The following is a 24621-nucleotide window of genomic DNA, read 5'->3' on the forward strand; positions in this document are numbered from 1 at the left end:
GCCGGCACTCCTTGGTAGCGCCCGCCCCTGGGAACGCCGGCGTCCCCGTCGGCATTCTTTTTTCCCCGCTTTCCCCGCTTTCCCCGCTTTCCCCGCTTAAATGTTGCTGCTCTGACGCGTGACATCGACCTTCAACTGCAACCGCTCCCCCGGCTGCAGGTAGCGCTCGGCGGAGACGTTGTTCCAGCGCTTGATGTCGCGCACGCTGACATTGAAGCGCTGCGCGATGCGGGCGAGCGAGTCGCCGCTGCGCACGGTGTAGGTGACCGCTTGCAGCCGCTCGTTCGGCTGGTTGCCGCCGGCGCCACTGCTGGCTTGAACGAGCCCGCCGCTGCCGCTGGCCCCGCTGACCCAAACCACCAACGTCTGCTGGGGGCGCAGAGTGTCGCCTGGGGCCATGCCGTTCCATGCGGCGAGCTCGCGGACGCCGACGTTGTACCGCCGGGCGATCCCCCAAAACGTCTCACCGCTCTGTACGACGTGCTCGCGGCGCTGTCCGGTGCGGTTGCGCTGCTGCAGGCGTTGCAGGCGGTTGGCGGCACTGAGCGCGTACTCCCCCTCGGGGCGGCTGGAGGTCGGCACATAGAGGTGATCACCAGCGCGCAGCATATCGCCGTTAAGATCGTTGATCTGGCGCACCAGATCGACACTGACGTTGTACTGGCGGGCGATGTGGCTCAGGGTCTCACCGGAGCTCACCTCATGGCGGCGCCACTCGACGAAGTCGTCCGGATCCTTCTCGGCCAGCGCCTCCTCGAAGCGCTCGGCGTTCTCCTTGGGCAGCACGAGTCGGTGCGGGCCGTCGGGTGCGGTCGCCCAGCGGTTGTAGCCGGGGTTGAGGGTATAGAGCGTTTCCATCGACAGGTCAGCCAGCTCCGCGGCTAAGCCGAGGTCGATCTGCCGGCCGACATCGACGATGCGGATATGCGGCTCGTTCGGGATCGTCGGCAGGCTGACACGATAGGTCTGCGGGCGCTCTAAGATGTCGCGGAGGGCCAAGATTCGCGGCACATAGGCCATCGTCTCGGCTGGCAAGCGCAGGCTCCAGTAATCGGTCTCCTGGCCAGCGTTCGCAGCCCGCCGCTGTGCCGCCCGCACAGTGCCTTGTCCGGCGTTGTAAGCGGCCATGGCCAGCAGCCAGTCGCCGTCGAACATCTCGGCCAGCGACTCCAGGTAGTCGAGCGCGGCGGTGGTGGCGGCTACCCAATCGCGGCGGCCGTCGTACCAGTAGGTCATCTCCAGGCCAAAGGCCTGGCCAGTGCTCGGGATGAACTGCCAGATCCCTGCAGCTTGGCCGTGCGAATAGGCGAAGGGACGAAAGGCGCTCTCGACGATGGCTAGGGCGACCAGCTCCGTTGGCATGTCGCGCTGCTCGATCTCCTCAACGATGTGGTAGAGATACGGCTCGGCGCGTTGTGCCAGTGCGTTAAAAAAGGCCTCGCGGCCGGTGAAGATCTGCCGTTGCTCACGGATGCGCCGGTTATCGAGCTCTGGCAAGGCGAAGCCGTGGCGAATCCGCTCCCAGAGATCGTCGGGGCGAGCGTCGGGATCGCCAGGGAGGGCGGCGGTGAAGTCTATGGGTTGATCAATGTCGTTCTGTGCTTGCCGCGCCGTTACCCCGACACGAGCTCCGGGGTCTCCCGCATCGCCCAGTGCGGCGGCGAGCGCATCGCGATCGAGCGCCTCGATCCACTCGGCATGCGCGCGCTCCTCGGTACCCTTTTGCTCCGCCGCCGTCGAGCTGCTGCCGTGCGCGCCCAAAGTGGCACAGCCGCCAAGGCTCGCTGTCGCGGTGGCGCCCAGCAGCGTGAAACCGAGAACTCTCCAATTGATCCCCACGGTATGCGCTCCCCCTCGGTTAATCGCGCTGTTCCGGTCTCGCTGTTCCGGTTTTGCTGTTCTGGTCTTTGTCTTTGCTTATGGTCGTGGCTTATGTTCGTGTTCAGCCGCTGTTCGTGTTCAGCCGCTCAGCTCAGGCTTGGTCTTTCCAGCGGCGCAACGCCGCGAAGGTCTCGACCCCGGCGCTGATGTTCGGGTCGCCGGCCCACTGCCGCGCGGCGGCTACCACCTCGGCCCGTTCGGTGCGCAGAAAGGGATTGGTCGCGAGCTCCTCGCCGAGTGTCGCCGGCAGCGTCGGCTGTCCCTGTGAGCGCAGCTCGCGGGCGTGCGCTAGACGCGCCTGCAAACGGGCATTGTCCGGCTCGATGCGACAGGCGAACTCCAGATTCTTGACGGTGTACTCGTGCCCGCAACAGAGCTGTGTAGCCTCCGGCAACGCCGCGAGGCGCTGCAGCGAGGCGTGCATCTGCGCCGCGCTCCCCTCGAAGAGACGCCCGCAGCAGCCGGCAAAGAGGCTATCCCCGCTAAAGAGCAGCCCGCGCCATAGGTAGGCGAGGTGACCGGCGGTGTGCCCCGGGACGCCAAGCACCTCCACGGTGCCGAGCCCGTCGAGTTCGATCCGGTCGCCGTCGCCGACCGGATGATCGACCGCGGCAATGGTCTCATTGGCGGGACCGTAGACCGGCGCTCGATAGCGCTCTGCGAGCTCAGCGGCACCCCCGGTGTGGTCAGGGTGGTGGTGAGTGAGTACAATCGCCGCCACCGTGCAGTCCGTTTGCTCCAGTCGGGCGACGACCGGTCCGGCCTCGCCGGGGTCTACAACAAAGACGCGCGCCTGCTTACTCGCCGGCGCAATCCAGGCATAATTGTCGCTCAGCACGGGCTGTGGAAATGCGCTGTTCATGGCGCAGGATCCTACACTGCTCAAAGGGTTGACGCAAACACTTAAAGTAGATTCCCATTTAATCTACCGCTTTGAGGGCTGTTGTCAAATGGCACAGAGTGGGAGAGGGGCGGGCGGGCGGTCGCTGCAACAGTTGCAGGCGTGGTATCGCACCCCGCTGGGTCAGAGCGTTGCCGAAGCCGAGCGGCGGGCATTGAGTGAAGCGTGTGGCGCCCTGCTCGGGGGCGATCTGCTTATCCTCGGTCCCCTCCCTGGTGCGCTCGCGTTACCGTCTACGGTCCGGCCGTGGCGGGCGCTGACGATACCGGGCTGCGCTGAGGCCGATCTTATCGTCGATCTAGAGCAGTTGCCCTTTCGCAGTGCCTCACTCTCCGGGGTGGTCCTGGTCCACCTGCTAGAGCTCTGCGACGAGCCGCAGCTCTTGTTGCAGCAGGTCCAGCGGCTTTTGCGCCCGGAGGGACGGCTGCTGGTGCTCAGCTTTAACCCCTTGAGTCTGTGGGGGGCAGTGCGTCTCTACGGCGACTGGTCCGGAGGCGAGCCGCCGTGGTGCGGGCGGCAGTGGTCGGCCTCGGGGATCGCTGTGCGGCTGCGGCGCTTGGGGTTTGGCGAGATCGAGGTGCGCTTCTCCTGTTACCGGTTGCCGGTCGAGCAGCAGCGGTTGCGCGCCCGCCTGGAGCGCTGGGAGACCGTCAGTGGCCGCCTCGGGCGGGTCACGGCGGCGGTCCAGTTGACAGTCGCCGATCGGCGCGAGCCGGCGCGGTTAGGCGCTGTGGGCAGTGCGCGCGAGCTCTGGGGGCGCCGCGCCGCCGGTGTAGCGTCGCCGCGCTGAGCACTCAGCTAACCAGAGAGGAGCGGTGGGTATGGCCACGGCGACTGAACACGCGAACGAACACGCGAACGAACACGCGACTGGACCCAGCACCGCCTGGCCGGAGGTCTTCGCCTTCACCGACGGCGCCTGCCGGGGCAATCCCGGCCCAGGAGGCTGGGGGGTGTTGCTGCGCTATGAGGCCACAGCGCAGCGCGACGAGTCGGGCGGCGAACGGCCTGAGCGGCGTGTGCGCGAGCGTGAGTTTTGGGGCGGCGAGCGGCAGACGACCAACAACCGCATGGAGTTGACTGCCGCGATTCGTGCCTTGGAGGCGCTCAGGCGTCCCTGCCGAGTGGTGGTGACGACCGACTCGGAGTATCTGCGTCGCGGGATTACCGAATGGATGGCCGCCTGGAAGCGCCGCGGCTGGCGCACCGCAGCCCGTAAGCCGGTCAAAAACCAAGATCTCTGGCAGCAGCTCGACGAACTGACCCGGCACCATCAGGTCGAGTGGCGCTGGGTGCGCGGCCACTCCGGCGATACGGATAACGAGCGGGCCGACGCCCTGGCCAATCGCGGCGTCGACGAACTCGATACGGCGGCTGGGCCACACTGAACAAGAGAAGAGAGAGGTAGGATGTGAATAAGACGGAGCTTGCGAAGAAGGTGGCGAAAGAGACCGGGCTGGCCCAGCGCGATGCGGCAGCGGCGGTCAATGCCGTCTTCAGCGGCATCGAGGAGACCCTGGCCAGCGGTGAAGATGTCTCGATCCTCGGCTTCGGACGGTTTGCGTTGGTCGCACGACCGGTGCGCCAAGTGCGCAATCCGCAGAGCGGCGCACTTATCGATATCCCGGCCGGTCTGAACGTCCGCTTCCGGGTGGGGGCGGGGTTAAAGCGCGCGGTCGATCATTGAGTGCGGTGTCGTACGGTGTGGCTGGCTGTGGCGTGGCTGGCAGTCGTCTGTCGGCGTGTGCCGCACCGAAAGAGTGCGCGCCTCGAGAGCATGCACCACTATGGTGCGAAAATGCGGGGGCCGGGCGATAGCCGAGCCCTGCTCGAGCCCTGCTCGGGTTGGCGCACCGACGCCGCGAGCTCCCCAAAATGGGGCGCAAGTGAGGCACAGCGGCGCGGGAATGGGGCGCAGTGGGGCCGCCTCGACGAAATGGCATAGCTATTGCAAAAGGTGACTTGAGCCCCGGCACTGTGCGGGGATGCTAAATCGACCATTCGCCTACTATTCGCCAATTCGGAGGTGCCGCCCCATGGCAACAACGGCCCAAGACGTCGTCAAGATGATCCAAGAGCAGGGCGTTAAGTTCGTCGACCTGCGCTTCACCGACACCCGCGGCAAGGAGATGCACGTTACCCTCCCGGTCAATCAGGTCGATGAGGGGTTGTTCGAGGACGGCAAGATGTTCGACGGCTCCTCGATCGAGGGCTGGAAGGGGATTCAAGAGTCCGACATGATCATGCTGCCGGAGGCTTCGACGGCGGTCCTCGATCCCTTCACCGACGAGCCGACCCTGAACCTCGTCTGCGATATCCTTGAGCCGAGCACGCTGCAAGGCTATGAGCGCGATCCGCGTTCGGCGGCGAAGCGCGCCGAGGCCTACCTCGCCTCGACCGGCATCGGTGACACCGCCCTCTTCGGGCCGGAGCCCGAGTTCTTCGTCCTTGACGATGTGCGCTGGGGCGCGAGCATGGGCGGGGCCTTCTACGAGATCGACTCGCAAGAGGCCGGCTGGAACTCCGAGCGCGTCTACAAAGACGGCAACATCGGCCACCGCCCCGGCGTGAAGGGCGGCTACTTCCCGGTGCCGCCGGTCGACTCGCTGCACAACATCCGCGGCGCCATGTGTCTGGCCATGGAAGAGATGGGCCTGCGCACCGAGGTCCACCACCACGAGGTCGCCACCGGCGGTCAGTGCGAGATCGGCACCGCCGCCAACACCCTCGTGCGCCGTGCCGATGAACTGCAGATCCTCAAATACTGCGTCAAGAACGTCGCCCACGCCTACGGCAAGACGGCCACCTTCATGCCCAAGCCGCTCGTCGGCGACAACGGCAACGGCATGCACGTCCACCAGTCGATCGCCAAAGGCGGCAAAAACATCTTCAGCGGCGATGGCTACGCCGGGCTCTCCGATGAAGCGCTCTACTACATCGGCGGTATTCTCAAGCACGCCCAGGCGATCAACGCCTTCGCCAACGCCTCGACCAACAGCTACAAGCGTCTGGTCCCCGGCTTCGAGGCCCCCGTCCTGCTCGCCTACTCAGCGCGCAACCGTTCCGCCTCGATTCGGGTTCCCTACGTCTCCAACCCGAAGGGGCGGCGGATCGAGGTGCGTTTCCCCGACTCGACCGGCAACCCCTACTTCTCCTTCGTCGCTATGCTGATGGCCGGCCTCGACGGCATCCGCAACAAGATCCACCCCGGCGAGGCGATGGACAAAGACCTCTACGACCTGCCGCCGGAAGAGGAGAAGGACATCCCGAAGGTCGCCTTCCAGCTCGATCAGGCGCTTGAGGCGCTCGACCAAGACCGCGAGTTCCTCAAGCAGGGCAACGTCATGTCGGATGATCTGATCGACGCCTACATCGAACTGAAGATGGAGGAGGTCACGCAGCTGCGCATGACCACCCACCCGGTCGAGTTCGATATGTACTACAGCGTCTGAGGAACCTGACGGGACCGCGGCGCGTATGGGGGCGGATTTCCAATCCGTCCCCACTCCTTTTGCACTCCTTTTGTGATCTTACCCGGGCGGGCCAGCGCGACGTACCGCAATAGCTGCTATACTCCGCAGCGGGGCAGTGGTGGGGCAGCGCTGACTGCTGCGCGCGCAGCGCGTGTGGCCGGCGTACCGAGACGGATGTGCAGATGTGGGCAGAGTAAATCGTCAGCAGAGCGTCCTCGTTGCTGCGTTCGCAGCGGCCGCTGCTATGGGATCGGGGGAAGTTACTGCTGGAGGGTGGGGCCATTTAGACCTCGACCACCACGGCTACATCGGTCTGCAAGCCAGTACCAACGAGTATCGCATCCGCCCGGGCGGCGAGTGGGTCGGTGACGCCGATCCGAATGCCGTTCTACTCCGCGCTGGCGCTCACGCCAACCGCTTTCTCTCTATTGAGGCGCGTCTCGGGACCGGTCTCAGTGAGGGCGAGGGCGATGAGGTTGACGTTGAACTCGGCACTTTTTACGGCCTCTACGGCCGTGGTCACCTGCCAGTCATCGGCGACTGGGCCTCTCTCTATATCGTCGTCGGCTATACGCGCAGCGAACTGACACTCCGCTTCGCTGAAGAGCTGGACCATTTGCCGGAGACGGTGAGCGAGAAAGGCTTCTCGCGGGGGGTCGGAGTCGATCTCTATATCACCCGCCGCATCGGCTTGAATGCTGAGTATATCGAGTACTTCGACGAACACGACGCTGAGCGTGACCACCGCCTCCACGCAATTGGTTTCGGCGTGATCGGGGTTTTCTAGTCGGTCGCTGAATAGGTCTCCCCCCAACAATGTCTGTCATTGCACACGCTAGCTGCAAAAAGGGACTTTCTCCGCCGCAAGTGATGGCCGGCAACGCCGGTATGAGCACCGGCATGGCAGGTGCTGCGAGGTCGCTGCTGGTGCTCGTGGTGGTTGCGGGGTTTGGTGCGGCTCTTCTGTTGGCGGGCTGCTTCGACGATACGGACGGCTTGAGCACGAGCGCGCAGGGAGCAGGAGAGGCCGATGGCGAGGGGGTGTTACCACGGTTAGGTAGTGTCGATGACGAGGGTCACTTCCACGACGGTCAGCTTCAGCTTGATCTCGATACGATTGCCTACGGGGCGCGGGTCGGCGTCAGTGCGCGATTGATTGATGCAGAAGGCGAGCCGATCACCGAAGAGGGGCAGTGGCAGGGGCGTCTTACCTCGCCATGCCTGGAGGATGAAAGGGCCGAGGTGGTTTCGCCAGTTACCTTTGTCAGCGGCGATGTGGGAGCTACCTATCAGGCAGACGGCTGCGTCGGCAGCGATCGGCTCGAATTCACCCTTGAGCATCCGGACCACGGTGAAATTAGTGCTGAGGCCGAATTGACGGTTTTGCCAAGGGTGGCTGGTTCTTTGAGTTTTGTCGAGGCTGACCCTCACCACCTCTCGCTGAAGGGGATGGCTGGCTTGCAGCCTCAGACCGCGCGGGTCACCTTCCGATTGACCGATCGTGATCGAGAGCCGATTGAGGGGCGAGAGGTAGAGTTTACGCTGAGTACCACGGTTGGCGGAACACGGCTACTTATTGCCAGCGACCGCACCGATGCCAACGGATTGGCAAGCACAACTGTGCAGTCGGGTTCCGTAGCGACACCGGTGCGAGTTCAGGCCCGCGTTGCCAGTCTTGAGCGCCATGGCCAAACGGAGAGCGATCTCTACGGACAATCGGAGCAGTTGTGGATCAGTACCGGTATTCCCGAGGAACAGGGCCTATCGATCTCCGTCGATGTGCGAAACCCACACGCCTGGGAGGTCGATGGCACCGAGGTGACGGTAACGGCTCGTGCCCGTGATCGATTCTCTCACCCAGTAATTGACGGTACGACGATCTCCTTCTCTGCCGAGGGCGGGCGCATTGAGCCGAGTTGCCAAACGGTCCACGGCACCTGTTCAGTGACGTGGACGAGTCAAAATCCACGCCCGGTCTTTGGCAGCGAGGAGCGCCGAGGGCGTGTCTCAATTTTGGTCTACGCCATCGGCGAGGAGAGCTTCATCGACCGCACCGGCGATGGCCGCTTTGGCACCGTAGAGGCCGGTTTCGGGGGGTGTTCCCGCGAGGAGTGGGAAGACTACCGTGGCGGGGCTGGCGACTCCGGGAGTTGCGGTTGGCTCGATACTGGTGAGCCGTTCCGCGACGATAACGAGAACAGAGCGTACGATCCGGGCATCGACGGCTTCTTTTTTGACTTTAACGAAAACGGTCGTTATACGCCACCATCGGGATTTTTCGACGGGCTTCTCTGTGAGGGTAGCGCGCGTTGCGGGGAGCGCTTTGCGCCGATCGGCTACAATACAGTGATCGTGATGTCCTCATCGGAACTCGAAGTTACTGCCGGAGAATTTAATTGGACCGAATGGGATGTCAGCACCAGAGGCCGTGCCATTACTGTCACGGTCCAAGATATAAACGGCAACGCTCCCCCCGTCGGCACGTCGGTGGCACTGAACCTAGAATCTCCGCGCCACTCTGGCCATACACCCTTTAGACTCATCGGCGCCAGTTCCGTGGAGGTCGGGGGCGGGAGCACAGAGCCCTTCGAGCATACGTTCACGTTGGGTGGCACCGGTGACGAGACGATGGCTGAACTGGTCATCACCGCCCCCGATAGCCGGGTGCGTCAGCGCTCCTTTACCATCGTGCCTTAGGTGAGCGACACGCCTCATCGCAACGCTCACATGCGCAACGCATAAGCCTGAGCTGCATCGACGCCTACCCAGAATCCAGGACATAAGGCCCAGAACCGAAAGAACCGGAGACTCACTGCATCAATGCTGCGAAAAAAGATCCGCATCGGCGATTTGCTGATTGAGCAGAAGTTAATCACCCAAGAGCAGCTTGACCAAGCCCTTGCCGCACAGAAGAAGAGCGGCCGTAAGCTCGGTCGACAGCTGATTGAGCTCGGGATGATCTCCGAAGATCAGATGATCGATCTGCTCTCCGGGCAGCTCAACGTCGCCAAGGTCGACCCTTACACCTACCGCGTCGACCCACAGATTGCCGCGAAGCTCCCTGAGACATTGGCGCGTCGCTTCCGCGCTGTGCTGTTGGACGAGAACGAGCGCGGCTACCTCGTTGCGCTGGCCGACCCGAGCGACCTCTTCGCCCACGACGAGATCGCCCGGGTCCTTGATAAACCGATCGATATCGCCATCTGTCGCGAAGACAGCTTGATGCGGACGCTCGATACGGTCTACCGGCGCACCGCCGAGATCAGCAGCCTCGCCGAAGAACTCGGTGAGGAACTCGGTCGTGAGGACGATATCGACCTCTCGACGCTACCGGTCGGCGAGGATCAGTCGGGGGCGCCGGTCGTCCGTCTGCTGCAGTCGATCTTCGAGGACGCCGTCCAGGTCGGTGCCTCCGATATCCACATCGAACCCGACGAGCGGGCACTGCGCATCCGCCTGCGGGTCGACGGGGTGCTGCAAGAGCAAGTAGTGCCGCAGAAGAATATCCTCTCGGCCCTCGTCTCCCGTCTTAAATTGATGTGTGGGCTGAATATCTCCGAACGTCGTCTACCGCAAGATGGCCGTTTTCAGGTGCGCGTGAAGGGGCGCAGCATCGACGTGCGTCTGGCCACCATGCCGGTGCAGCAAGGCGAGGCGGTGGTGATGCGCCTGCTTGACCACTCTAACGCGGTTAACTCCCTCGATCAGGTTGGCATGCCCAAGCCCTTTATCGAGCGCTTCCGCAAGCTGCTAACAAGCCCTAATGGGCTGATCCTTGTCACCGGTCCGACCGGCTCCGGTAAATCGACGACGCTCTATGCGGCGCTGAGCGAAATCAATACTGCCGGGGTCAAGATCATCACCGTCGAAGACCCGGTCGAGTATCGTGTCTCGCGCATCAACCAGGTGCAGGCGCGCGAAGAGATCGGGCTGACCTTTGCCCGCGTGCTGCGCACCATTCTGCGGCAAGATCCCGACATCATCATGATCGGTGAGATGCGCGATGAAGAGACGGCACAGATCGGCTTGCGGGCGGCGGTGACCGGCCACCTGGTCTTCTCGACGCTGCACACCAACGACTCGATTGCCACCGTCAACCGCCTCCTCGATATGCAGGTCGAGTCGTACATGCTCGCCGCCGCACTGCGCGCCATCATCGCCCAGCGCCTGCTACGGCGGATCTGTACCGTCTGCCGCAAACCGCACGCCCCCGAGCCGCAGCAGCGGGCGTGGTTGCAAGGGGTGTTGGGTGAGGCGGCAGTGAACGATCTCCAACTCTACCGCGGCAGCGGCTGCCAAAACTGCAACCACACCGGCTACAGCGGTCGTATCGGTCTCTTTGAGATGCTGCTACCGACGCCGGCGGCGGTCGATGCGCTGCGGCGTGCCGATCAGTCGGCCTTTGCGCAAGCGTGTGAGCGCGATCCCCACTACCGACCGATGCTCTACTCGGCGCTCGACTACGCGCGCGAGGGGATGACGACCCTCGATGAGGTCTTCCGGGTGATTGGTGAGGTTGAAGCCGTGCCGTTTGATCCGGGTGGCTCAGGGGGGCCAGGTGGTTCAGGTGGTTCAGGTGGCTCAGGTGGTACCGATGCGAGTGGTACCGGTCCGGACGGTGCTGCTCCAAGTGGCGCGGGCAGCGGTGCTGGTGTGAGTAGCAGCAGCGGCGCGGCGGAGGCGGGCGAGCGCCCCGCTGGTCACGCTATTGCGCCGACGACCGGAACGGCACCGCCATCGACCGGTCTGCGCTTAGAGAGTCGTGATTAGCGATGCCGCGCTTTGAGTATCGCGGGCGTGACCGCAGTGGTGCCGAGACCAGCGGCGTGCTGGATGCGGCCTCGGAGGCCGCGGCCATCGATGAGCTGTTCGGCCGCGGGGTGACACCAACCACGCTACGCCCAGCGGCGGCCGGTGGTGGGGGCGGTGCACGTGGGGGTGGTGCGCAGGGGATGGAGGCGTTGCGCCGCCGCTTTCTGGAGCGGGCGGTTAAGATCGACGATCTGCTGCTCTTCATCCGTCAGCTCTATGCCTTGATCAAGGCCGGAGTGCCAATCATTCGGGCGCTCAATGGGTTGGCGGAGAATACCCGCAACGTCAAACTGCAGCGCGCCATTTATGAAGTCGTGGAGCGTCTGGAGGGCGGCTACTCGCTAGGGGATGCGATGGCGGCCAGTCCCGATGTCTTCCCCGGGCTGCTCGTCGCCATGGTCCGCGTCGGCGAAGACTCGGGCCGCTTGGAAGAGTCGCTGCTGCGCATGGCGGCGAACTTGGAGCAGGAACACAAAACGCGCATGCAGGTTAAGCAGGCGCTGCGCTATCCGAAGATCGTATTGGCGGTCATCGTGTTGGCGATTGTAGTGATCAATATTTATGTTATTCCCGCCTTTACGAGTGTCTTCGAGCGCTTTGATGCCGATTTGCCGCTGATTACCCGTGGTTTGATTGCCACCTCTAACTTCACCGCCGAGTACTGGTTTGTGATGCTGCTAAGTATCGGTGCAGTGGGGGTGGCGGTGCGAACCTATATCGCCACCCCCGATGGCCGCATACGCTGGGATCGGGGCAAGCTGCGCATTCCGGTCATCGGCGGTATTCTGCTTCGGGCGCTGCTGGCCCGATTTGCACGGACGCTCTCGATGGCGCTGCGCTCCGGCGTACCGGTCCTGCAGGCGCTCAGTTCCGTTGCTGCGACGACCGACAACGCCCACGTGAGTCGCGGCATTGAGCAGATGCGTGAGGGAATCGGCAGCGGCGAGGGGCTGCACCAAGTAGCGCGCGAGACCGGGCTCTTCACCGCTTTGGTGCTACAGATGCTGGCGGTGGGCGAGGAGACGGGGCAGATCTCCGATATGATGGACGAGGTCGCGGAGTTCTACGAACGGGAGGTGGCCGCCGATCTCGATAGCATCTCTTCCTATATTGAACCGGTCGTCGTTGGTTTTATCGGGGTGTTGGTCTTGTTATTGGCGCTCGGTATCTTTATGCCGATGTGGCAAATGGGGCAGGCGGCGTTGTAGGCTCTTGATGGGAAGGGGGGGCGAGGGTGTTGAGTGTTCGCAGCGCGGGGTTGCAAGTGTGGTGTCGGTGTTCGGCGAGTCGGTTACGGTGCGGTGTGGCGGGACGGCAGCAGGAGCGTCTAATCGGTGCGGAAACGATTCGAATACGGCGTAGCGGCACTCATCTTTGCAGCGCTTGCTATCGGCTATACGACAGTCTACCACTCGCTGTCGGCCACCGTTGAGCGGTACACCGTTGCAGCCAATCTCTCTGCGTTGGAGATGGCGGCGAATATGCAGATTGCTACCCGGCGCGTCGATGCTGGACCGGCGGTAGTGGAACTGGTTGCCTCTAGCAATCCCTTCGAGTGGTTGGATGAGCCGCTGGAGGAGTACTATGGTGCGGTGGCGAACTATCCGGCGGCGGCGGTCGAACTTCCGCCGGGCGGTTGGCTGTACGTCGAGGAGCGGCGGGCCATTCTCTATCGCCCGCTCTATCCGCGCCAGCTCGTAGGTGGAGTGCGTGGTGGTGGGCCAGAGCGAATTGAGTGGCAGTTAGAGCCGACGGGGCGGGGCGGTGTCAGTGCCGAGCCGGTGGTGCCGTATCGGTGGCGGGAGTGAGTGGGCGGGCTGAATCCTTAGAGCAATTTAACGAGTGTTACAATCAGCGCGGCTTGACCGAGCAACAGCGGCACCAGCCACTTGAGCAGATCGGCTTTGATCCGCACCACCTCGGTACGCAACTGCTCAATGTCGAGCTTCAACTCGGCGCGAAGCTGCTCGGTATCGGATTTGAGCTCGGCGCGAAGCTGCTCGGTATCGGACTTGAGTTCGGCGCGAAGCTGCTCGGTATCGGATTTGAGCTCGGCGCGGATCTGTTCGATCTCCTTCTGCAGCCGCAGCTCGGTCCCGCGCAAATCGGCGCGGATCTGTTCGATCTCCTTCTGCAGCCGCAGTTCGCTCTCGCGCAGGTGGGCCTGAGTGGCGAGGTCGGGCAGGTGCGGGTAGCGATCCTCAAGGCGTTCAAACGCCTCTGCGATTACCCGTGCCCGGGCGCGGTCATCGGGGGCAGAGGTTAACGCTTCGTAGAAGGCGACTGCCGAGGTCATGGCGACGGGCTCCAAGGGTCGGCGACGGTGCGTTTCGTTCAGCCGGAAAAAAAATTGTACCATGCGGGGACGGCCGTGAGGCGGTTCACTCCGCGGTTCACTCCGGGACGATGGCGTAGTGCTGTGGTGCGTGGTAAAACGGGGTGGTGGCAGATTTTATACATTCTATACGGTTGAGTTTGCGGCAACTGGGTGGCAACTGGCAACCGGGCAGCGCTGTGCAGCTGCGAGCGAGGGGGGGGCGGGTGATGCAGCGGCCTGCTCTTTGGTCATGGTGCACCTCCCCGTGTGTGAACTGTTTGATACGGTCACAATTCTGGGCTTTGATCATCCCTTCGTCCAAAACTATGAGAAAAATCCGGCTAAAATTCGGTGCAGCATTACATATCAGTCGGTTGGAGGTGGGGCGAAGTGCTGTAGCGGCAAGTAGACCGAACGATGATCACCACCGGTTTGGTGAGGCGGTGAGTGGATGTAATTAAAAATCGGCGTAGCTCCAAGTTGCGGTAGCACCGTTGACGCCGTTGCTGCCGCTGCCAAAAAAACCTGCACATCCATCAAGCCCGCAAGGCTGCATATTTATTCCGTCGGGATCATGCAAATTTTCTCCTGAATTATTGCTTCCCATGTAGCATGCGTTCGAAAACTGACTGTGCTTGTGTATGTTTTGAATATTACCTCTGACGCAGACCTGTGCATGCACTTGGTTCAAGTTGCCGCCGTAGTCAAAATTCCCGTCAATGACTAAAAAACGTTCATTAACGTAATCGCCGTGAAAGTGTGTTGCCGAGTTTGGGTGATTTCCTCCTGGGACGATGATTTTTTGGAGATTGGAATGAGTTCCCCAGGCTCCAGTAATATACTCCCACCCAGGCGGCGCACTTTCCGAAAAATCTTGCTCCCAATCTTCAATATCCTCCCAACTATTGCCGCTGCCCCCTGGAGCCCCTGGAGCCCCCCTATCCGCACAAAGCGCATGCCTGGCGCGGGCTGGGTTCCAGGAAGTGGCATTGGTGCCAACCCAACCGATGTACATATTTTCGTTTTCCCCACAAGCATTGGCTACTCCGCAAGGAGGATCGGTATCGGGCTCGTTTGGGTCGGTATTGGGCGCGATCATGCAGGCATGAAGATCGGGGGCAAGCTCAAAGTATGCTGAGGTTGAGCTTGCGTTAAATTTAGCAGACATCAAACGCGCACTCTCTGCCGCGTAAAATGCGCGCTCCGAGTCGACGCGGATAGAGGTGGCCTGCACCGATGAGGCCGCAATATGGGTGATGGCTGCGGAGGCAGCAGCGGCCAATACGATCAGGAAGATGGCAAGAATCAGTATTGAGCCTTGCTGCTTCTGCTTGTTTGGTTGTGATTTAGTCGCCATGGTAGTGTTTCCGTGTGCGCGAGCGAGGCGAAGCCGGAAGTGGCTGGTGGTTTGAATTATCGGCGGATCAGGATGCTTGTGCTTTTTTTATAAGATGGAGATTCGCTGCTTGCGGTTATGGTGCACAACTCATCTTCTCGTTTGAAAGTTATCGTTATGTTCTCTATTTTTGCGCTGCCCGTGCTGCCTGCGTTGCAAATTTCCTGACCCGAAATCTCTTGACCAGAGCGGACTTTACGAGCCACCATCTCCAGAACGTGATGCACGTCGGCCCGCTCAGTGTCCGTTTCGCTCATCATAAGCCACGCTTCCAGGAGGTTGGCAGCAGGGCGGGCGGCGAGCGCAGCGATGATTCCGAGTATGATAAGGACGACGACTAGCTCTATCAGCGTAAAGCCGCGAGCGTTTTTTCGTGTGGGGCCGGTCCCGGTCTTGGTGGTTCGGTTAGTCATTTTAATTTGGCGACGATATAGGTATATGCAAAATTATAGGGACAATGCTCTCACTGTTGTCGCTGATGGCAATTTTACAGTAGTCGTTGTCGTTGCTAATAGTGACGGCGAGTTTAAGGCTTTCTGGTTTGCAATGAGCAGATACAGATGAAGCTATGGTTTCGGAATTTTCACCGGCATCGGTATTGCAATCGAAAACCTCTCCATCTATACCGGCTCCATACTCCTTTATTATCCGCTCCGCGCAGGATCTGGCTTCATGCAGCCACTCTTCAGGGTCGTAGGAATGCTGGGCCATGAGTTGAAAACTGTTGATCAAAGCTGCCGAGAAGCCTACCGTCACAACTCCGATGACTACAATGGCGACAATGAGTTCTATGAAAGTGGCACCGGTTTGGGCTGTTTTTAAATGCATTTTATAGCCGCTCTATCCGTCCGGATTCTGTGACGCGAATCCGTGGAGCGCCGCTGATCTTGATGATAATGGTGTTTTCCTCTTCCACGCTTCCCTTTGGATATAGAAAATGGAAGGTGGTGGAAGAGCCGTCAATGGAGAGTTCCCTTTTCTGCCGATCTCTATCGGCACTGGTTATTGTGTGCCCACATTCCGGGTCGTCGTCAGGGGCACCAGAAGCAAGAGGTACGGTGCGCGCGCTCCAACTGTCGGCAGTGATTTCCACCCGCACCTTCACACCAGCACAAGCCTGCGCCATTGAGCGGGCTTGGCGCAGGTCGCTGATCAGCTGGTCAGCGATTTTTTGTTCATCGAGCGCGCTGAAGAAACCGACTGTTTTCGGTACGGCTATAGCGGCTAGAGTCCCTGAAATCACTAGGACCAAGATGAGTTCCAGTAAGGTCAATCCTAGCTCTTTGCGCATTGATGCCGACTGTCTGAGATTATTGTCTCAAATAGATAACACACGGTTGGCGTCGGTCCCAGTTTTCCTCCCAACTCGCCGAAGGTTCGCTCTCTCCCAAAAAACGATCGACCCAGTAGAGGGCCCACGGTACGCTTCCGTCATCCTGGTTGATGGCGTCCCATGCATCGCTATCACCACGGGCACTCCCCCAGTTTTCTGGAGTGCGCCAATCTTCGCGAGGCACTGCGCTTGAGATATTGGCAACTCCATAACGGCTGCGTTCTACTCCAGGTAAAAATTCGTCCAACGCCGTTTCACACGCTTCAGGGCCGGTTCCTTCGATATCCACGCAATTGCTGTGTCCCGATGCGCAGCGCGCGATGTTTATAAAGTTGTTGTTTATCAACTGTTTGGCTTGGTAGTCGAGCGAAACCTCCTCCGCGCCACGAACCATGTCAAGCAACTTTGGTGCCGCAACGGCCGTCAGCACACCGAGAATAAGCAGTACGATTACAAGTTCGATAAGCGTAAAGCCGTGCTGCTGTTTGCGTAAGAAGCTGTTTTTTTTCACGATTCCCTTCCCCTGTCCCCGTTAGGGATAAAGCTACCACGGATTCTCCCGGGACGCCACTCTGGGTAGCCCGGCACGCGGTTGGCCGCGAGGGCGCTCTATTTCCTCAGGTGTTCAAAAGCAATCCAAGAGGTAAAAGGCGGTACTGCTCGTTTGGCTCGATTGTCGCCGCTTCTTCTATCTCCGCTGCGGCACCGCCTCTTGCGGCAGCAGTGCCTCTAACCGGGCCTCCATCTCCGCCCGTGCTGTCGCAGCCGCTGCCACATCGCCTTTTTCCTCGTAGAGGCTGACCTTGGCAGCTAGTAGCCGGATCGGGTCGTTGCGATCGACGTAGTGCCGTTTCAGACCCTCCTCAACCAGCGCAATCGCTGCCGCGTGATCGTCGATACTCCGCGCTAGATAAGCAGCGTAAGCGAGGCGCGTCGGTACATCACGCGGGTCAAGGGCGAGAGCGCGGGCGAAGGCGGCTTGTGGATCGCCGTCGACAAGATCGCTGTGATCGCGCAGCAGGCGACCGCGCAGGAGGTCGAGTTGGGGGCGAAGTGGGTTACGCGCCTCGGCCCCATCCAGCAGGGTAAAGGCGGCGGTCAACAGTTCACGGCGGGCGGCGTCTGCTTCACCGGTCGCCATCGCCAGCGAGCCGTCGTTGATCGCCACTACGCTGCCGTTGTTTTCACTATTCCCGATGCTTGCACTTCCGCTTGCCCCTGCATCTATGGCCTCATCCTCCGTCAGGCCGTGCAGCAGTAAACGGTAGAGATCGGCCTGATAGAGCCACGGGGCATCGAACCACGGCCAGCGCTGGCGCGCTGTATTAAAGGCGATATCAGCGCTTTCGTAGTCGCCAGCCGCCATCGCCTCGCGGCCGCGCTCGGTAGTGCGCTCGCCCAGCGCCATCAAGAGCGCCGGCATCATCAGCAGTGCCGCGAGGGCGACGGCACCAATCGCCGGCAGCGGGCGGCGCAGCGATGGCAGGCGGAGGGTCAACAGTGGCCGCTGGGGTGCCAGCCGTTCCAGTTCGGCGAGTAGCAGGGCGACTGGAATCATGAAGGCGGCAAGGTGGAGCGGATAGCTGAAAAGGGCGTGAACGGCTACGGTCAGCACTCCGGCAAAGGCGGCGATTGCAGCGGTCGCAGCGCCGGGCGGGAGGGCGCCGCAGCGGGCCGCGCGCAGGGTGCGCCAAAAGAGTAGCGCGGTGGCGGCCAGCAGGGCGAGCACAACGGCAAACCCCCAAAAGCCGCGTTCGACCCAGATCTGTAGGTAGTCGTTGTGAACGAAAAAACCGGCTGATCGATCTGCATCGCTGCGGATGGCCGGGTAGGTGAGCCAGAAGGAGCCGGGACCGCTGCCGAGCAACGGTGCCTCATCAATCAGTTCAAGCGAACTGCTCCACAAAGCCAAGCGGACCGATTGATTGCTCGCTGGACTCATCGCAAGACCGGTCACCCGATCGGCCATGTCGCGCCCAGGGCCGAGGTCGAAGTGGTTGGCTGTCTGAACGCACAGCAGGGCAGCAACCATCACTCCCGCTACGGTCAGCAGTGCTGATCGCGGCGGGCGCAGCGCGTAGGCGGCGGCAGCGCAAAGGGTGAGCATCGCGGTAACGCTGGCAATCAGGGCGGCGCGGCTGCCAAATATGGTCGCTGCCACGAGCATTACGAAGAGGGCGAGTAGTAGCAGGTGGTGGTAGCTGCGCCGGGTGCGGTCGTGGTCTGCTTGGGCGGCGTAGTAGAGCCAGGCAGCGGCGGCAGCGGGCCACAGCATGTTGACTACGCCGGCTGCGGAGTTCGGGTTGTAGAAGAGGCCGCGGGGTAAAACGCCGCTGAAGTACTGGTAGAGCATCGCACCAGCCATTACCAGTCCAGCAGCGATCAGAAAGCCACCCAGGGGGTAGAGGGCGTGCTGCTGCGGGTCGTTTGGGCTACCGGCAACACTTCGCCAGACTGCAAAGGCGAAAAGGGCTGTGGTGACTGCCAGCAGTTCGTAGTGGGCGAGGTAGGGGACAACGGCCCAGCCCAGGGCTGTAGCACTCCATCCCCAGAAGAGGAGCAGCAGCAGGGCGAGCGGGCCGAGCGGCACCCGCGCGCCGTCGGCTGGCCACGCCGCCGCCAGCAGCGCTGCGGCGACGACTGCGCCGGCCATCGCCGCTGCCAGGGTAAACTGCCGCTCGACGTTGGCTTGGTCGATGAGTGCTGATGCGCCGATGAGTAGGAGGAGCAGAAGCAGCAGGAGGGTAAAGAGCAGCGGCGGCAGTGGTGTCGGTGGTGCCGGTACCAGGCGGGCGCTACCCCACCTCCCCGGCCGGGGTTGTTTTGGGAGAGGATTGGCCGGGGAGGTGGGGGTCATGGGGTGCCGCTAGTTCTCAATTAGTTGTCACAGTCAGCGCAAAGCGGGCTGAGATGTTCTCGTTGGCTGACAATCTAACCACGCAGTAACCGGTATGGCCGGGTTCAGTAGTATGACTCCCGAACTGAGAAACGGCACTACCAGTGTAGTTAACTACCTCGAAGCGACCATCATCCTCCCAGCCATCGACAAGGTGCGAGATTTCAACACCCGCGCAAGTATTGTTTGTACTTATGTCAACGTAGCCGCTATCCCTCAACCGCGAAGTCGCGTAGTTAATCGTGTTCGCCGAGCTCAACGCATTGGCCTGCGAGTTCACCGCTGCACGCTCGGCGTCCTCGGTCAGGTCCATGAACTGCGGCAGGGCCACAGCGGCGAGGACGCCGAGGATCAGCAGGACGATGACCAGCTCGATGAGGGTGAAACCGCTCTGCTGGCGTGGGATTCTGTTCATCTTGATTTGTCTCCAGTTCCGGGGGGTGGAAAGGAAAAGAATGGGAAGGATGGGGGCATGCACTCTCCCTCCAGCCTCCAACGAGAAGGGGAGAGGATGGGGACATGCACTCTCCTTCCGACCTCCAAGGCTACGCCCAAAACAATCCCATAGTCAAGAGAGGGAAAATGGGGGGGGTGAAAGCAGCACGAGGGAGGAAGAGGAAGGGGGACATGCAAGGAAGGAAGGGGGACAAGGAAGGAAGGGGGACATGCACTCCCCTTTCTCCCCTTCCTCCTCCTTCTACTTCGCATAATGGATGTTATGTAAAACGGCGCGTTGGGTTTGCGTTATCTCAATAACCCCGGTCTTGAGCAAGCAGTTTTCCCGCCTTCCTGTCGGTTTCAGCGAGATTTTGGCTTGGTGTTGGTCTTTCTGCGGTCGGCAATAGAGGAGAGGCTGGGCTCTTGGGCACAGCGGCCCGTTTCAGGAGACTGCTGAAGGAAGTCCCGAAGCGGATGATGCGTTAAAGCGGCGCTGGTTCGAGTCGGTGGCGGCAAGGCAATGTGTGCTAGCCGCGCCGCCGAGCAGCTTCAACCAGGTCCGCGCGACGTCTGCCCCCTGGCAGTAGTGCCGTCGCCGCCGTTGTTGCTCCTGTCGGTAAGAGTACGGTTGTACGTTGCGCTCAGATGGTCCCGGCCCTTTCGACGATAGAGCGTTTCAAAGCGCGTAGCCCGTTCGAGCCACTGCTCGTTAGCGAGTCCAAGTCGTTGTAAGATTGGTGGGGCGCTTTGGGCGATGGCGCCGCGTTTTTTGGGGTTGATGGCGCGGCCGGTGTGATCGACGAGCGCCAAATACTCCTCGAAGGAGCAGGGCAGGTCGGCTAGGGTGGCGGCTGTCGCTGTCGCTGTCGCTGTCGCTGCCGCACCGCGAAAAGGCAGCAGCGGTTTAACGGGCGCAGGCAGCTGTAAGCAGGAGAGCAATCCGGCGATCTCGACGCCGGCATCGAATCGCTCTCGCAGCGCTTTATCCAGATCGAAGCGCGGTTCGATGCGTTCACGCAGGCCGGTGTGCTCGGATTCCTCGGGTGTTGGGGCAATGGCGGCGCGCACGGGATTAAGATCGACGTACGCCATACATGCGAGCAGTGCGGCATCGCTGCAGAGGGCTTGCGACTTGAATCGTGCTTCCCAGAAGTGGCCGGTGCAGCCATCCTCCTTGTTGGCCTGCCGGGCGATGGGCTCGTTAAGGCGGCGCATAAACCAGCTCAAGTCGCCCAGCCGCTCCCGGTAGGTCTCGATCCACTCGGCGAGTTCGATCTCCTCAATGGCGTCGAGTTGTTGGCCAGCCAGATGCTTCTGCAGCACGGGAGCGCCTTTATACAAGGCACGCCAACGCTCGATGACCTCCTCATCGGACCATGCCTCGGTCTGGCTCGGGTTGAGCTTGACGACGATGTGGCAGTGATTCGACATGACGGCATAGGTGGCGATGTCGATGGCGAAAATCGAGCTTAGTAGACGAAGCTGATCCTCGACCCACTGGCGCCGATGCTCGTAGCTTTTGCCGGAGACGTGATCCTCACCGCAGAGGAAGCTCCGGCGCACACAGCGCGTGACGATGTGGTAGTAAGGGATCTCAAGGGAGATTTGTTCACAGCGAGGGCGGGGCATGTTGGGCTCTCCTTAGCCGTTGCCTGTGGCCGGTACAGCCGGCTGGGTGATCGACAGGCGGTGGCCTAATAAAGCCAGCGGCAGTTGCTGAGTCGATCGTGTCGGTGGCCGAATCCTTGGGCCACATTATGTTGGTGTCGTGCTGGTGGGGCGATAGGCGTTCGTTGAGTTGCGCCCTGTCCGACCTTGCGGCAGCGGTAAACAGTCTAATTCAGGCCTCGGCGAGGCTCAACGGCAAGGCGTACGGATTTTCCGTGGTGGGGCCCGCTCTTTTTGATCGCGAGCCTAAGTTCTGCGCATTTGCCCCATCGCTGCTGTGCTAAGCTGCCAACGGGAGCCAGTAGTTCCATCAATCACTTGCTGTGCCGACACGCCATGAGCCAACTACTCGCGCCGACGAATGATTACGTCTTTAAGCGGCTTTTTGCTGAAGCGCCTGATTTGCTTGTTGATCTGATCAACGACCTGCGTCCGGACCTGCCGGATATTGCCACTGTGGAGGTGTTGAATCCCAGTATTGAGCCGAGTGAGCTGACCGGCAAGTACATTATCCTTGATGTGCTGGCTCGAGATCAGGAGGGCGACTGTTACAACGTAGAGGTTCAGGTTCGGCGCTACGGTGCGTGGCACAAGCGTGGCCTTTTCTATCTGGCTCGTACCCTGGGGGTGCAGCTCAATGCCGGCGAAGATTATCAGGAGCTGCGTGCTGCGGTAGGGCTGCACCTGCTCGACTTTGACTTGTTCACGGCGACGGCGTCCGAGCGTGAGCAGGCGATCTGGCGCTTTGAGATGCGTGATGAGCGCCAGCCTGAGATCACGCTGGGGAACATCCTGCAGATGAACCTGATCGAACTGAATAAAGCGGATCGGCTGGGGGTGCCTGACGGACCGCTACGGGCCTGGATCACCTTTTTTACGCACTGGGAGGAGGAGTTCACCATGGCGAAGATTGCCCACGAGCCTGTCAAGCGAGCCATGAGTCGTATCCGCGAGCTCAGTGCCGACGAGGAGGCGCGCCGCCTTGCCTTTGTGCGCGAGCGGGCGCTGCGGGATGAGGTCTCGCAACTCAATGAAGCTAGGCGTGAGGGACGGCAGGAGGGTGAGCGGCTCGGTATTGAGAAGGGTGAGCGGCTCGGTATCGAGAAGGGTGAGCGGCTGCGTGCTGAAAAAACCGCGCTTAACCTCATCTCCCTGAACGTGCTTACTGATGAACAGATTGCCGAAGCGACGGGATTGAGCGCTGAGGATGTCGTGAAGCTGCGTGCCGAGCGCTGAAGGGGCACTCTCCCTCCAGCCTCCAAGGCTACGCCCAAAAAAATCCCATAGTCAAGAGAGGGCAAATAGGTAGGAAGGGGGACATGCACTCCCCCTTTCTCTCCCGGTAGGTCTCAATCCACTCGGCGAGTTCGATCTCCTCAATGGCGTCGAGTTGTTGGCCAGCCAGATGCTTCTGCAGCACGGGAGCGCCTTTATACACGGCACGCCAACGCTCGACCACCTCATCATCGGACCACTCTTCAGTCTGGCTCGGGTTGAGCTTGACGACGATGTGGCAGTGATTCGACATGACCGCATAGGTGGCGACGTCGATGGCGAAAATCGAGCTTAGCAGGCGGATCTGATCCTCGACCCACTGGCGCCGATGCTCGTAGCTTTTGCCGGAGACGTGATCCTCACCGCAGAGGAAGCTCCGGCGCACACAGCGCGTGACGATGTGGTAGTAAGGGATCTCAAGGGAGATTTGTTCACAGCGAGGGCGGGGCATGTTGGGCTCTCCCTAGCCGATGCCTGTGGCCTGTATAGCCGGCCGGGTGATCGACAGGCGGTGGCCTAATAAAGCCGGCGGCAGTCGCTGTGTCGATCGTGTCGGTGGCCGAATCCTTGGGGCACATTGCGTTGGTGTCGTGCTGGTGGGGCGATAGGCGTTCGTTGAGTTGCGCCCTGTCCGACCTTGCGACAGCGGTAAACAGTCTAATTCAGGCCTCGGCGAGGCTCAACGGCAAGGCACACGGATTTTCCGTGGTGGGGCCCGCTCTTTTGATTGCGAGCCTAAGTTCTGCGCATCTGCCCCATCGCTGCTGTGCTAAGCTGCCGACGGGAGCCGGTAATTCCATCAATCACTTGCTGTGCCGACACGCCATGAGCCAACTACTCGCGCCGACGAATGATTACGTCTTTAAGCGGCTTTTTGCTGAAGCGCCTGATTTGCTTGTTGATTTGATCAACGACCTGCGTCCGGACCTGCCGGATATTGCCACTGTGGAGGTGTTGAACCCCAGTATTGAGCCGAGTGAGCTGACCGGCAAGTACATTATCCTTGATGTGCTGGCTCGAGATCAGGAGCGGATCGGCTGGGGGTGCCCGACGGTCCGCTACGAGCCTGGGTCACCTTTTTTACGCACTGGAAGGAGGAGTTCACCATGGCCAAGATCGCCCACGAGCCTGTCAAGCGAGCCATGAGTCGTATCCGCGAGCTTAGTGCCGACGAGGAGGCGCGCCGCCTTGCCTTTGTGCGCGAGCGGGCGCTGCGGGATGAGGTCTCGCAACTCAATGAAGCTAGGCGCGAGGGACGGCAGGAGGGACGGCAGGAGGGACGGCAGGAGGGACGGCAGGAGGGACGGCAGGAGGGTGAGCGGCTGCGCGCTGAAAAAACTGCGTGCAACCTTATCTCCCTGAACGTGCTTACCGATGAACAGATTGCCGAAGCGACGGGATTGAGCGCTGAGGATGTTGTGAAGCTGCGTGCCGAGGTGCAGGGGTAGGAGCAATACTGAGTGGAAGCGGTACCGCCGCCGGGTGGAAGCGGCACGATGGGACAGGACATGTCGTCATGAGCCAACTACTCGCGCCGACGAATGATTACGTCTTTAAGCGGCTTTTTGCTGAAGCGCCTGATTTGCTTGTTGATTTGATCAACGACCTGCGTCCGGACCTGCCGGATATTGCCACTGTGGAGGTGTTGAACCCCAGTATTGAGCCGAGTGAGCTGACTGGCAAGTACATTATCCTTGATGTGCTGGCCCGAGATCGGGAGGGCGACTGTTACAACGTAGAGGTTCAGGTACGGCGCTACGGTGCGTGGCACAAGCGTGGCCTTTTCTATCTGGCTCGTACCCTGGGGGTGCAGCTCAATGCCGGCGAAGATTATCAGGAGCTGCGTGCTGCGGTAGGGCTGCACCTGCTCGACTTTGACTTGTTCACGGCGACGGCGTCTGAGCGTGAGCAGGCGATCTGGCGCTTTGAGATGCGTGATGAGCGCCAGCCTGAGATCACGCTGGGGAACATCCTGCAGATGAACCTGATCGAACTGAATAAAGCGGATCGGCTGGGGGTGCCCGACGGTCCGCTACGAGCCTGGGTCACCTTTTTTACGCACTGGAAGGAGGAGTTCACCATGGCCAAGATCGCCCACGAGCCCGTCAAGCGAGCCATGAGTCGTATCCGCGAGCTTAGTGCCGACGAGGAGGCGCGCCGCCTTGCCTTTGTGCGCGAGCGGGCGCTGCGGGATGAGGTCTCGCAACTCAATGAAGCTAGGCGCGAGGGAC

The 24621-nt window shown here is 61.2% G+C and carries 23 protein-coding genes and 1 pseudogene; 12 read left to right on the forward strand and 12 right to left on the reverse strand.

The genetic code is table 11. The features are described from left to right. Window positions 1–96 precede the first annotated feature (96 nt). Together CKO15_RS10405 and gloB are read right to left on the reverse strand one after the other, a co-directional pair. Window positions 97–1839, reverse strand: coding sequence for a lytic transglycosylase (locus CKO15_RS10405; protein ID WP_338036047.1), 1743 nt, complete (start codon window positions 1837–1839; stop codon window positions 97–99). A 133-nt stretch (window positions 1840–1972) separates the two neighbouring features. Next, complete coding sequence (gene gloB, locus CKO15_RS10410) at window positions 1973–2743, reverse strand: hydroxyacylglutathione hydrolase (RefSeq protein ID WP_200195883.1); 771 nt, start codon at window positions 2741–2743, stop codon at window positions 1973–1975. Window positions 2744–2831: 88 nt separating this feature from the next. Between gloB and CKO15_RS10415 the strand changes: the two genes are divergently transcribed. From CKO15_RS10415 to CKO15_RS10455, 9 genes are all read left to right on the forward strand, one after another. Further along, complete coding sequence (locus CKO15_RS10415) at window positions 2832–3572, forward strand: methyltransferase domain-containing protein (RefSeq protein ID WP_200195885.1); 741 nt, start codon at window positions 2832–2834, stop codon at window positions 3570–3572. Window positions 3573–3603: 31 nt separating this feature from the next. Then, window positions 3604–4170 carry a ribonuclease HI gene (gene rnhA / locus CKO15_RS10420; protein WP_200195887.1) on the forward strand — a complete coding sequence of 189 codons (567 nt, stop codon included), beginning with the start codon at window positions 3604–3606 and terminating at the stop codon, window positions 4168–4170. A 23-nt stretch (window positions 4171–4193) separates the two neighbouring features. After that, entirely contained in the window at window positions 4194–4469 is a 276-nt protein-coding gene (locus CKO15_RS10425) for an HU family DNA-binding protein (protein ID WP_200195889.1), read from the forward strand. A 349-nt stretch (window positions 4470–4818) separates the two neighbouring features. Continuing rightward, window positions 4819–6234 carry a glutamate--ammonia ligase gene (gene glnA / locus CKO15_RS10430; RefSeq protein ID WP_200195891.1) on the forward strand — a complete coding sequence of 472 codons (1416 nt, stop codon included), beginning with the start codon at window positions 4819–4821 and terminating at the stop codon, window positions 6232–6234. 205 nt (window positions 6235–6439) lie between these two features. Continuing rightward, a complete protein-coding gene (locus CKO15_RS10435; RefSeq protein WP_200195893.1) occupies window positions 6440–7042 on the forward strand; it encodes an outer membrane beta-barrel protein in 603 nt (200 codons plus the stop codon). Between the two features lie 113 nt (window positions 7043–7155). Then, window positions 7156–8952 carry an Ig-like domain-containing protein gene (locus tag CKO15_RS10440; protein ID WP_200195895.1) on the forward strand — a complete coding sequence of 599 codons (1797 nt, stop codon included), beginning with the start codon at window positions 7156–7158 and terminating at the stop codon, window positions 8950–8952. A gap of 123 nt (window positions 8953–9075) precedes the next feature. Further along, the gene (locus CKO15_RS10445; RefSeq protein WP_200195897.1) at window positions 9076–11025 is read left to right on the forward strand and encodes a GspE/PulE family protein; all 1950 of its coding nucleotides are present in this window, start codon (window positions 9076–9078) and stop codon (window positions 11023–11025) included. Between the two features lie 2 nt (window positions 11026–11027). Then, complete coding sequence (locus CKO15_RS10450) at window positions 11028–12275, forward strand: type II secretion system F family protein (protein ID WP_200195899.1); 1248 nt, start codon at window positions 11028–11030, stop codon at window positions 12273–12275. 126 nt (window positions 12276–12401) lie between these two features. Continuing rightward, window positions 12402–12875, forward strand: coding sequence for a hypothetical protein (locus CKO15_RS10455; protein ID WP_200195901.1), 474 nt, complete (start codon window positions 12402–12404; stop codon window positions 12873–12875). 17 nt (window positions 12876–12892) lie between these two features. Here the strand turns inward: CKO15_RS10455 and CKO15_RS10460 are convergent, their stop codons facing one another. The 9 genes from CKO15_RS10460 to CKO15_RS10500 all read right to left on the reverse strand — a co-directional run bounded on the left by CKO15_RS10460 (window position 12893) and on the right by CKO15_RS10500 (window position 21076). Continuing rightward, entirely contained in the window at window positions 12893–13363 is a 471-nt protein-coding gene (locus tag CKO15_RS10460) for a DUF1640 domain-containing protein (protein ID WP_200195903.1), read from the reverse strand. A gap of 478 nt (window positions 13364–13841) precedes the next feature. After that, window positions 13842–14741, reverse strand: a complete 900-nt coding sequence (locus CKO15_RS10465; protein ID WP_200195905.1) for a hypothetical protein — start codon at window positions 14739–14741, stop codon at window positions 13842–13844. A gap of 56 nt (window positions 14742–14797) precedes the next feature. Then, window positions 14798–15193 carry a type II secretion system protein gene (locus tag CKO15_RS10470; RefSeq protein ID WP_200195907.1) on the reverse strand — a complete coding sequence of 132 codons (396 nt, stop codon included), beginning with the start codon at window positions 15191–15193 and terminating at the stop codon, window positions 14798–14800. 1 nt (window position 15194) lies between these two features. Next, the gene (locus tag CKO15_RS10475; protein WP_200195909.1) at window positions 15195–15608 is read right to left on the reverse strand and encodes a hypothetical protein; all 414 of its coding nucleotides are present in this window, start codon (window positions 15606–15608) and stop codon (window positions 15195–15197) included. A gap of 1 nt (window position 15609) precedes the next feature. After that, window positions 15610–16053: a hypothetical protein gene (locus CKO15_RS10480; protein ID WP_200195911.1), complete on the reverse strand. Its 444-nt coding sequence runs from the start codon at window positions 16051–16053 to the stop codon at window positions 15610–15612. A 37-nt stretch (window positions 16054–16090) separates the two neighbouring features. Next, window positions 16091–16624, reverse strand: a complete 534-nt coding sequence (locus tag CKO15_RS14400) for a prepilin-type N-terminal cleavage/methylation domain-containing protein (RefSeq protein WP_200195917.1) — start codon at window positions 16622–16624, stop codon at window positions 16091–16093. A gap of 177 nt (window positions 16625–16801) precedes the next feature. Beyond that, window positions 16802–18970 (reverse strand): O-antigen ligase family protein, encoded by a 2169-nt coding sequence (locus CKO15_RS10490; RefSeq protein ID WP_200195924.1) that lies wholly within the window; start codon window positions 18968–18970, stop codon window positions 16802–16804. A gap of 16 nt (window positions 18971–18986) precedes the next feature. Then, window positions 18987–19424, reverse strand: a complete 438-nt coding sequence (locus CKO15_RS14405; RefSeq protein ID WP_200195930.1) for a prepilin-type N-terminal cleavage/methylation domain-containing protein — start codon at window positions 19422–19424, stop codon at window positions 18987–18989. Between the two features lie 572 nt (window positions 19425–19996). Beyond that, window positions 19997–21076 (reverse strand): transposase, encoded by a 1080-nt coding sequence (locus CKO15_RS10500; RefSeq protein ID WP_200195932.1) that lies wholly within the window; start codon window positions 21074–21076, stop codon window positions 19997–19999. 375 nt (window positions 21077–21451) lie between these two features. On the opposite strand from CKO15_RS10500, the gene CKO15_RS10505 reads away from it, so the two are divergent. Beyond that, window positions 21452–22351 (forward strand): Rpn family recombination-promoting nuclease/putative transposase, encoded by a 900-nt coding sequence (locus tag CKO15_RS10505; RefSeq protein WP_200195940.1) that lies wholly within the window; start codon window positions 21452–21454, stop codon window positions 22349–22351. A gap of 28 nt (window positions 22352–22379) precedes the next feature. Here the strand turns inward: CKO15_RS10505 and CKO15_RS10510 are convergent, their stop codons facing one another. Continuing rightward, a complete protein-coding gene (locus CKO15_RS10510; RefSeq protein ID WP_200195942.1) occupies window positions 22380–22841 on the reverse strand; it encodes a transposase in 462 nt (153 codons plus the stop codon). 374 nt (window positions 22842–23215) lie between these two features. On the opposite strand from CKO15_RS10510, the pseudogene CKO15_RS10515 reads away from it, so the two are divergent. After that, a pseudogene (locus tag CKO15_RS10515) lies at window positions 23216–23838 on the forward strand (PD-(D/E)XK nuclease family transposase). 68 nt (window positions 23839–23906) lie between these two features. Next, window positions 23907–24621 (forward strand): Rpn family recombination-promoting nuclease/putative transposase (locus tag CKO15_RS10520; protein ID WP_200195951.1); only part of this gene is annotated, 715 nt, incomplete at its 3' end.

The sequence above is a fragment of the Halorhodospira abdelmalekii genome, from assembly GCF_016583625.1.
Lineage (GTDB): Bacteria > Pseudomonadota > Gammaproteobacteria > Nitrococcales > Halorhodospiraceae > Halorhodospira > Halorhodospira abdelmalekii.

Bases quoted from the DNA above. Each gene is read 5' to 3' on its own strand.
- gloB (WP_200195883.1), bottom strand. From the start codon at position 2,743: ATGAACAGCGCATTTCCACAGCCCGTGCTGAGCGACAATTATGCCTGG.
- CKO15_RS10415 (WP_200195885.1), top strand. From the start codon at position 2,832: ATGGCACAGAGTGGGAGAGGGGCGGGCGGGCGGTCGCTGCAACAGTTG.
- rnhA (WP_200195887.1), top strand. From the start codon at position 3,604: ATGGCCACGGCGACTGAACACGCGAACGAACACGCGAACGAACACGCG.
- glnA (WP_200195891.1), top strand. From the start codon at position 4,819: ATGGCAACAACGGCCCAAGACGTCGTCAAGATGATCCAAGAGCAGGGC.
- CKO15_RS10440 (WP_200195895.1), top strand. From the start codon at position 7,156: ATGGCAGGTGCTGCGAGGTCGCTGCTGGTGCTCGTGGTGGTTGCGGGG.
- CKO15_RS10445 (WP_200195897.1), top strand. From the start codon at position 9,076: ATGCTGCGAAAAAAGATCCGCATCGGCGATTTGCTGATTGAGCAGAAG.
- CKO15_RS10450 (WP_200195899.1), top strand. From the start codon at position 11,028: ATGCCGCGCTTTGAGTATCGCGGGCGTGACCGCAGTGGTGCCGAGACC.
- CKO15_RS10460 (WP_200195903.1), bottom strand. From the start codon at position 13,363: ATGACCTCGGCAGTCGCCTTCTACGAAGCGTTAACCTCTGCCCCCGAT.
- CKO15_RS10465 (WP_200195905.1), bottom strand. From the start codon at position 14,741: ATGGCGACTAAATCACAACCAAACAAGCAGAAGCAGCAAGGCTCAATA.
- CKO15_RS10470 (WP_200195907.1), bottom strand. From the start codon at position 15,193: ATGACTAACCGAACCACCAAGACCGGGACCGGCCCCACACGAAAAAAC.
- CKO15_RS10475 (WP_200195909.1), bottom strand. From the start codon at position 15,608: ATGCATTTAAAAACAGCCCAAACCGGTGCCACTTTCATAGAACTCATT.
- CKO15_RS10490 (WP_200195924.1), bottom strand. From the start codon at position 18,970: ATGACCCCCACCTCCCCGGCCAATCCTCTCCCAAAACAACCCCGGCCG.
- CKO15_RS14405 (WP_200195930.1), bottom strand. From the start codon at position 19,424: ATGAACAGAATCCCACGCCAGCAGAGCGGTTTCACCCTCATCGAGCTG.
- CKO15_RS10500 (WP_200195932.1), bottom strand. From the start codon at position 21,076: ATGCCCCGCCCTCGCTGTGAACAAATCTCCCTTGAGATCCCTTACTAC.
- CKO15_RS10505 (WP_200195940.1), top strand. From the start codon at position 21,452: ATGAGCCAACTACTCGCGCCGACGAATGATTACGTCTTTAAGCGGCTT.
- CKO15_RS10510 (WP_200195942.1), bottom strand. From the start codon at position 22,841: ATGCCCCGCCCTCGCTGTGAACAAATCTCCCTTGAGATCCCTTACTAC.